The sequence below is a fragment of the Deltaproteobacteria bacterium genome, assembly GCA_003696105.1.
In the GTDB taxonomy this organism is placed as follows: Bacteria; Myxococcota_A; Polyangia; order Haliangiales; family J016; genus J016.
In genome coordinates, this window is record RFGE01000123.1 from 1 (window position 1) to 7,606 (window position 7,606).

Sequence of the window (7,606 nt, forward strand, 5' to 3'; positions counted from 1 at the left end):
CCGGCGCCGGCGCCGCGCGCTCCGGCGCGGACTCCGCGCGCTCCGGCGCCGCCGCGGGCGCCGAGCCGGCTGCGCCCTCCGCCGCGGCCGCCCACATCCCCGGCGCGACGCGCACCACCCGCGCGCCCGCCGGCTTGCGCGCCTCGGCGGCGAGCCGCGCCTTCATGCTCTTGAGCGGGTCCTTGCCCGGCTTCGACAGCAAGCCGGCCGCGACCGCGCGCGCCGCGATCTCTTCGACCGACAGCGGCGTGCCCGCCTCGCGCAACACCGCGACCGCAGCTTCGACGAACGTCATGCGCCCGCGTCTTATCCCGAAAAGTTGCCCGTGTCATGGCGCCGCCCGTACTTTCGAAACCACCGTATGCGCGACAAGACGATCGGCGTGTTGATGGGCGGACTGAGCGCGGAGCGCTCGGTCTCGATGCAAACGGGCGAAGCGGTCCTCGCCGCGCTCGACGGCCGCGGCTACCACGTCGTCCCGATCTTCGTCGACCGCGACGTCGACCTGGTGTTGCGCCAGTCCGCCATCGACGTGGCGTTCATCGCGCTGCACGGCCGCTACGGCGAGGACGGCTGCATCCAGGGGCTGCTCGAACTGCTCGGCATTCCGTACACCGGGTCGGACGTGCTCGCGTCGGCGCTCGCGATGCACAAGGTCAAGGCCAAAGAGATCTTCCGCCTGCGCAACCTGCCGACCCCGCCGTACTACGTGCTCACGCGCGCCCACGAGGCGGACATCCCGGCGCGCCACGGCGACTTCGGCTTTCCGGCGGTCGTCAAGCCGGTCGGCGAAGGCTCCTCGGTCGGAGTCGAACTCGTCGGCGACATGGACGAACTCGTCGCCGCGTGCGAACGCGCGTTTTGCTTCGACAGCGAGCTGCTCGTCGAGCGCTACATCCGCGGGCAGGAGATCTCGGTCGCGGTGCTCGGCGATCGGCCGCTGGGCGCCGTCGAGGTCGTGCCGCGCGAGCCGTTTTACGACTTCAGCGCGAAATACAGCCGAGGCGCCACCGAGTACTACATCCCGCCGCGCGTGTCGCCGCAGCGCTACCGCGGGTGCCTCGCGCAGGCCGCCCGCGCTCACCAGGCGCTCGGCTGTTCCGGCGCGACGCGGGTGGACATGATCCTCAGCGACACCGGCAACGAGTACATCCTCGAGGTCAACACCCTGCCCGGCCTGACCCCGACGAGCTTGTTGCCCAAGATCGCGGCGGCGGCCGGCATCGCGTTCGACGAGCTGTGCGAGGCGATCCTGCTCGGCGCTCGGCTGTCGGCGCTCCGACGCGGTCACGGCGACCGGCGCGTCGCGCAGCGCCCGTTCCGCGGGCCGGACCGGCGCGAGGCCGGCGCAGACCGGCACTGACAGCGATGGCGCGGCGACCTCTCGGACCGGACGGCGACGCGCGGCGCGACGAAGCCGCCGGGGGCGCGCCGCGCGCCGGACGCCGTCGCCGCGCCGCCGGTCCATCGCGGCGAGCCCTGCAGCCATGAGCAGCCGGTGCCACAGCGATCGGATCGCGCTCGCAATCACCGCCGCGGCCGCGGTGGCCGTCCCGTCGGCCGCCGCCCACCTCGTGGACGCGCGCATCGACGCGCGGGTCGAGCCCGCGCTGTCGGAGGCGTTGGGCGAGGAGGTCGATATCGGCGGCGTCGAGGCGTCGCTGTCGGGCGCCATTCGCGTCACGGACGTCGACGTGGGCGGAATCCTGTCCGCACGCGCCGTCGTGGCCGGCGTCGGCCTCGACCATTTGCTGCACGGACAACTATCAGCCGACGAAATCCGCGTCGACCAACCGGTCGCGCACGTGCGCGTCGACGGCGGCGGAGCCCGGCGCCTGCGGCGCATGGTGGAGCGCGCGGCGGCGCGGCGACGGGCGAGCCCGCGCGCCGCCGAACCCGGCGGCCGCGCGCTGCGCCGCATCTTCGTGACCGGCGGCGCGCTGCGCGTTCGCATCGTCGGCGCGGGCACCGTCGAGGTGCGGGACGTGGAACTGCACCCGCAGGCCAGCGGGGTGCGCGCAGTCACCGGCCCGATCCATGCCGTCGTCGACGACGGCCGGCGCCGCGCGCGCATCGACTTCGACCGCGCCGGCGCGGACATCGCGCTGCCGAGATTGACCGTCGCGCGCGCCGTCGCCGTCGGCGGCCGCATCGACGCCACCGGGCCGCGCATGGGCGACGCCGGCTACGACGACGTCGCCGTTCGGGTCGCGCGCCCCGCCGACCCGGGCCAGCCGCGGATTCGCGTCGTCGCCCATCCGCGCGGCGTACCCGGCGCGCGCGTCGACGTGAGCTACCGCGACGGCACGGTGCGCGCCGTCGCCCACCGCGCACCGCTCGCGCCGCTCGCGGCCTACCTGCCTCGCGCGCTCCAGGTGCGTGACGCGACGGCGACGGGCACGCTGGCGGTCCGTCCCGACGACGGCGGCGTCGACGTCGAGTTCGACGTGGCGCTCGCGGGCGTGCGCGCCAACCATCCCAAGCTGGCCGGCGCGCCGGTCCCGGTCGACCTGTCCGTCGCCGGCGCCGCGCACGTCGGCCGCGACGCGGCGACCGGCGAGCGCACCGTCGCCGTGCGCGCCGATCGCGTCCGCATCGGGGACGCCGGCATCCAACTCGACGCGACCGCGGCGTTCGGCGACCGCGACCGCATCCCCCGACGCGCGACCGTGGACGTGACCGTGCCGCCGACCGACTGCGGCGCGCTGCTGGCCGCGATCCCGGCCGTGTTGCGTCCCCGGCTCGCCGGTTTGGCCCTGGCGGGCACCGCCGCAGGCCGCATCCACCTCGCGATCGATCGAACTCGCCCCGAACCGGTCGACCTCGCCGCCGACGTCGACGTCCGGCGCTGCCGGGCGCGCCGCGAGGCGGACGGCGCCGATCCGCGCGCGCTGCGCCGCCCGTTCTCGCACACGTTCCCCGACGGCAGCACCGCGCGCGTCGGCCGCGGCACGCTCGGATTCGTGCCGCTCGCAACCATTCCGGCGGTCGTGACCGGGGCGTTCGTCGCGGCCGAAGACGCCCGCTTCTGGGAACACAACGGGTTCGATTCGCGCCAGATCGCCGCGTCGCTGGCGGTCAACCTGTCCGAGGGGCGCCTCGTGCGCGGCGGCTCGACCATCTCGCAACAGCTCGTCAAGAACGTGTTCCTGTCGCCCGAGCGCACCCTCGCGCGCAAGCTCGAGGAGGCCGTGCTCACGTGGCGGCTCGAGCAGCGGCTCACCAAGCGCGAGATCCTCGAGCTGTACCTGAACGTCATCGAACTCGGCGAGGGAGTCTACGGCGTCGGCGCCGCGGCCGACTACTGGTTCGGCAAGCCGGTCGGCCGCCTCACCGCGCGCGAGGCGGCGTTCCTGGCCGCGCTCACGCCCGCGCCGCGCACGCTGTCGCGCCGCGTGCGCGCCGCCGGCGAACTCGACGCGTACACCGCAGAGCGCGTCGACGTCGTGCTGCGGCACATGCGCCGCGCCGGCGTGCTGTCGGCGGTCCAGTACGCGCGGGCTCGCGCCGCGGCGCTCGTGCTGCGCGCCCCCGCCCTGGCGCTCGCGCCGGGCGCGCCGTGACGAGCCGTCACCGGTCGCATCGCCGGCGGCGGGCGCGCCGGCGATGGGCGGCCGCCAACAGCGCGACCGCCGCGGCCGGCCCCCACGCGCACCCCGCGCCGCCGCCCGGAACCGCCGCGCAGAACCCGCCGCCGCCGGCGCCGCACGGCACGCGCTGCCGGCACGACCGCTCGCTGCCGGCGCCGACCGGTACGCACTCCGGTCCCCCGTCGGGTCCGCACGCCGAGCCGTAGTCGGCGACCCGACCGTCGCGGTAGCCGCAGTGGCGGCCGTCGCGCTCCGGCAGGCACAGCATGCCGACCGGGCAGTCGGCGTCGGCCGTGCACGCCGCCGCGCAGTACGATGCGTCCGGATCGAACGGCGGGCGGCCGGACGACGCGACGCGATCCGCGTCGGCCAGCCGCGGCGCGACGAAGTCGCCGACCATCGCGTCCACGCGCACGAACACGCCGAAGTCAGCGCAGTCGGGTCCGCTGGCCTTCATCACGCCCACGAGGCGCTCGCCCTCGGCCGTGTCGGCGAACACCGCGCCTCCGGAGTCGCCGCCGCACGGCACGCCGGTGTCGCCGGTGTAGACCGCGACCGGCCCCGCGGCGGTGATGATCGCCTCGCCGGTGAGGCGCTGGCCGGGCGGCGACTCCGGCGCCAGCCGACCGAAGCCGACCACGCGCACCGGCGTGCCGGCGGCCAGCTCCGCGATCGGGCCGGACGGCAGCGGCGCGACCGGAACGTCCGGCGCCGCCTCGAGTACGACCAGCGCGGCGTCGTACGACGCGTCCGGCTCCGCGAGCGGATCGTAGTCGGGGTGAACGAAGGCGTCCCATACCGCGAGGACGGCCGCCGGCGCGGCGACGTCGTCGCCGACGATCGCTTCGAGCTCCTGCGCGCGCAGCTCGTTGAGGCAGTGGGCCGCCGTCAGCACCGCGCGCGGACCGACGAGCGTCCCCGAGCAGACGAGCCGCTCGGCGCTCGCGCACGCGGCGCGGCGCGCGACGAGCGCCACGACCGACGGATGGTCGGCGTCCGCCGCCCCACCGACGATCGGTGCCGGATGCCGCCCGCGGTCCGCGTCGACGCCGCACGCCGCCGCGGCGCACGCGACCCACGCGCAGGCGGCGCGCGCTCGGCACGGCGCGCGCGCCGTCATGGCTCCGGCGCGGCCGGAATCGGCGCCGCGCGCAGTTCGTCGGCGAACACCTCGATCGACGCCTTCGCGCGCAGCGCGGCGGCCTGCTCGGCGATCAGGTTCTGCTCGCGTTCGTGCGCGATGTGGTTCTTGACCTGCGCGGCGACCTGCTCGAACGGCTTGACGTTCATGTCCAGGCGGGTCGCGTACAGAATCGCGTACGTGCCGGACGCCAACCGGACGGGGCCGTCCACGTCGCCGACGTGGCGCAGGTCGTTCGACAGACGCCGGATCGCGGGATCGATCCCCTCCGCGTGGGTCTCTCCGATGGCGACGCCCCCGGCCTCGCGAAACGCCTGCTCGCCGGCGCCGCGCAGCCGTTCGACCAGCTGTTCGGCGCGCGCGGGGTCCGATTCGTACAGCGCGAGGCAGTACGTCGCCGTGATCTTGTTGAACAGCCCGGGATGCCGCTCGTAGTAGGCGCGCGCCTCGTCGTCGGACACGTCGCGCGCCGTCGCCCGGTGGCGCGCCGCCAGATCGCGCCGCAACGCCTGATACAGCGACGCGCGGACGAACGCCGGCGACCCGGCCGTGGCCTCCAGACCGCGGCGGCGCGCCTCGTCGGCCAGCAGGCGCACGCGCAACGCCTCGTCGAGCGCATCGGCGCGCGGGTCCGACGGGGCGGCGCGCCCGGGCACGCGCCGCGGCGCGCGCACGAACGCCGCGACCTCGTCCGCCGTGACCGGTTCGCCGTTGTAGCAAGCCACGACGGAGTGGTCGGGGCGGGGCCCGCACGTGCGCGACGCACGCGAGCAACCGCCGGCGGCCGCCAGCGCGACCAGCGCCGTGACAAAACGCCCTGCGCCGGCGAACCGGCGCAGGGCGTGGCTCCGTGTGTCCGCGGCGATCACGCCCCGGCGCGCACCGCTAGCAGTACGGCCCGTAGGTGAGCGCGTAGTCGTCCGCGGCCTCCCAGTACTCGTCGCCGCAGTTCGAGTTGCCGGACCCGCTGCTGCCGCCGAAGTAGTAGACGCACCAGTCGTGGTCCAGGCAGTCCCACGTGTAGTCGTCGTCGAACCAGTGGTTGCACCCCTCGCCGCAGCGGCCCCGGCAGCGCTCCTCGTGTTCGCCGTACTGGCGCCACCACCACCAGCACGTGCCGTCGTCTCCCTGGTCGAACACGGCGTACGCCCAGCCGTCGGTGCCGGGCAGGCAGGTCGCACCGTCACCGCCGCAGCCGTCGGCGTCGGCGCGATCGACCGCGCGCGCCGACGCCCGGGCGGCGGCGAGGTCGACGACGCGATGGTCGAACGTGAACCCGGCGGGGGCTTCGGCGAGGCGATCGGCATGTCGCGCGAGCAGCTTACCCTGCAGCGTCTGCAGGACGAGGTCGGGGTGGGCTTCCTGGACGGCGTCGCGCAGCGCCGCGAGCGCCTCCAGTTCGGGAGCATACAGCGCGTTGAGGTAGCCGTCCTCCTGGTAGGTCCCGTTGGCGAGGTCGATCTCGACGTCGATGTTGGCCCCGTTGATGGACAGCGACAGCGTCCCGTACTGCTGGTCGGGCGACTGGCTCACGAACTCCACGACCGTGCTGCCGTGGACGAACGTGCCCGCGATCGTCGTGTCATCCAGGATTTGGATGTTCAACGGCTCGGTCGATACATCCCCGGTGTCATTCGTCGCACAGGACGCGGCGACCAACAGCAAGGACAGCGCAACGCAACGGTTCATTGTTCCTCCCCTGGTGTGAGAACCCTTGGACGCCGCTACCCCACTGCAACCCCTGTTCCTCGACGTAAGTTACGAAAGCAGCGTGGAACACGTCGTGGCGAGCGTTCAATGATTAGACCAAAAACTGAACAAACACGCGTTGTATTTGAACACCCCCGCCAACCAAGCGTTGGGCACCCGTCGGTCGCCGCGGCCCTGGCCGCCCGGCGCGACCGGCTCCCCGCCGGGCCGGCGGCGCGGAAGGCGCGGTTCCGCCGCCGACCGCCGCGCTCACGATCCCGACCCCGCGGCGGGCCGGCGGCGTGCGCCATCGCATCGACGAATGCGTGCCGCAGACACGACGCGACGGCCAGCCCGCCGCGGCAGGTGGCCGTCGCGCGCGCCCCGGCGCGGCGCGTCAACACGCGGGACCGTAGGTCACCACGTAGTCGTCCGCCGCGTCCCAGTACTCGTCGCCGCAGTTCGGGTTGCTCGACCCCGAGCTGCCGCCGAAGTAGCCGATGCACCAGTCGTGGTCGAGGCAATCCCAGGTGTAGTCGTCGTCGAACCAGTGGTTGCACCCCTCGCCGCAGCGGCCTTCACAGTGTTTCCGGCTCTCGCCGTACGGGCGCCACCACCACCAGCAGGTGCCGTTGTTCCCCTCGTCGAACACGGCGTAGGCCCAGCCGTCCGTGCCGGGCAGGCACGTCACGCCGTCGCCGCCGCAGCCGTCGGCGTCGGCCCGATCGACCGCGCGCGCCGACTGGCGGGCGGCGGCGATGTCGATGAAGCGGTAGTCGAACGTGTAGCCCGCCGGAGCTTCCGCGAGCCGGTCGGCGTGCCGCGCGAGCAGCTTGCCTTGAAGGGTCTGCAACACGACGTCCGGGTAGGCCTCCTGCACCGCGTCGCGCAGCGCCGCGAGCGCCTCGAGTTCGGGACCGTACAGCGCGTTGAGATAGCCATTTTCCTGGTAGGTCTGGTTGGCCAGGTCCAGCTCGACGTCGAGGTTGGCCCCGTTGATGGACAGCGACAGCGTCCCGTACTGCTGGTCCGGCGACTGGCTCACGAACTCCACGACCGTGCTGCCGTGGACGAACGTGCCCGCGATGGTCGTGTCGTCGAGAATTTCGACGTTCAGCGGCTCGGCCGTGGACGTTTCGGTGTCGGACGTCGTGCAGGACGCGGCCCCGACGACCAGCGCCCAAGA

At 74.1% G+C, this 7,606-nt stretch carries 7 protein-coding genes; 2 read left to right on the top strand and 5 right to left on the bottom strand.

Features of this window, described 5'->3' with window-relative positions:
* A partial coding sequence (locus D6689_08390; GenBank protein ID RMH42352.1) for a hypothetical protein occupies positions 1-295 on the bottom strand: 295 nt, incomplete at its 3' end.
* Positions 296-361: 66 nt separating this feature from the next.
* On the opposite strand from D6689_08390, the gene D6689_08395 reads away from it, so the two are divergent.
* The gene (locus tag D6689_08395) at positions 362-1,363 is read left to right on the top strand and encodes a D-alanine--D-alanine ligase (protein ID RMH42353.1); all 1,002 of its coding nucleotides are present in this window, start codon (positions 362-364) and stop codon (positions 1,361-1,363) included.
* Between the two features lie 124 nt (positions 1,364-1,487).
* Complete coding sequence (locus D6689_08400; protein RMH42354.1) at positions 1,488-3,563, top strand: hypothetical protein; 2,076 nt, start codon at positions 1,488-1,490, stop codon at positions 3,561-3,563.
* A gap of 7 nt (positions 3,564-3,570) precedes the next feature.
* Here D6689_08400 and D6689_08405 read toward each other — a convergent pair whose 3' ends face one another.
* The 4 genes from D6689_08405 to D6689_08420 all read right to left on the bottom strand — a co-directional run.
* Positions 3,571-4,710, bottom strand: coding sequence for a hypothetical protein (locus D6689_08405; GenBank protein RMH42355.1), 1,140 nt, complete (start codon positions 4,708-4,710; stop codon positions 3,571-3,573).
* Positions 4,707-5,600 carry a peptidyl-prolyl cis-trans isomerase gene (locus tag D6689_08410; protein RMH42356.1) on the bottom strand — a complete coding sequence of 298 codons (894 nt, stop codon included), beginning with the start codon at positions 5,598-5,600 and terminating at the stop codon, positions 4,707-4,709. Before D6689_08410 ends, D6689_08405 begins: the two co-directional genes overlap by 4 nt.
* A gap of 16 nt (positions 5,601-5,616) precedes the next feature.
* Complete coding sequence (locus D6689_08415) at positions 5,617-6,396, bottom strand: hypothetical protein (GenBank protein RMH42357.1); 780 nt, start codon at positions 6,394-6,396, stop codon at positions 5,617-5,619.
* A 421-nt stretch (positions 6,397-6,817) separates the two neighbouring features.
* A partial coding sequence (locus D6689_08420; protein RMH42358.1) for a hypothetical protein occupies positions 6,818-7,606 on the bottom strand: 789 nt, incomplete at its 5' end.

What these genes read in the sequence shown, in the direction of transcription:
- D6689_08395 (RMH42353.1), top strand. Translation starts at nt 362, where the DNA reads ATGCGCGACAAGACGATCGGCGTGTTGATGGGCGGACTGAGCGCGGAG.
- D6689_08405 (RMH42355.1), bottom strand. Translation starts at nt 4,710, where the DNA reads ATGACGGCGCGCGCGCCGTGCCGAGCGCGCGCCGCCTGCGCGTGGGTC.
- D6689_08400 (RMH42354.1), top strand. Translation starts at nt 1,488, where the DNA reads ATGAGCAGCCGGTGCCACAGCGATCGGATCGCGCTCGCAATCACCGCC.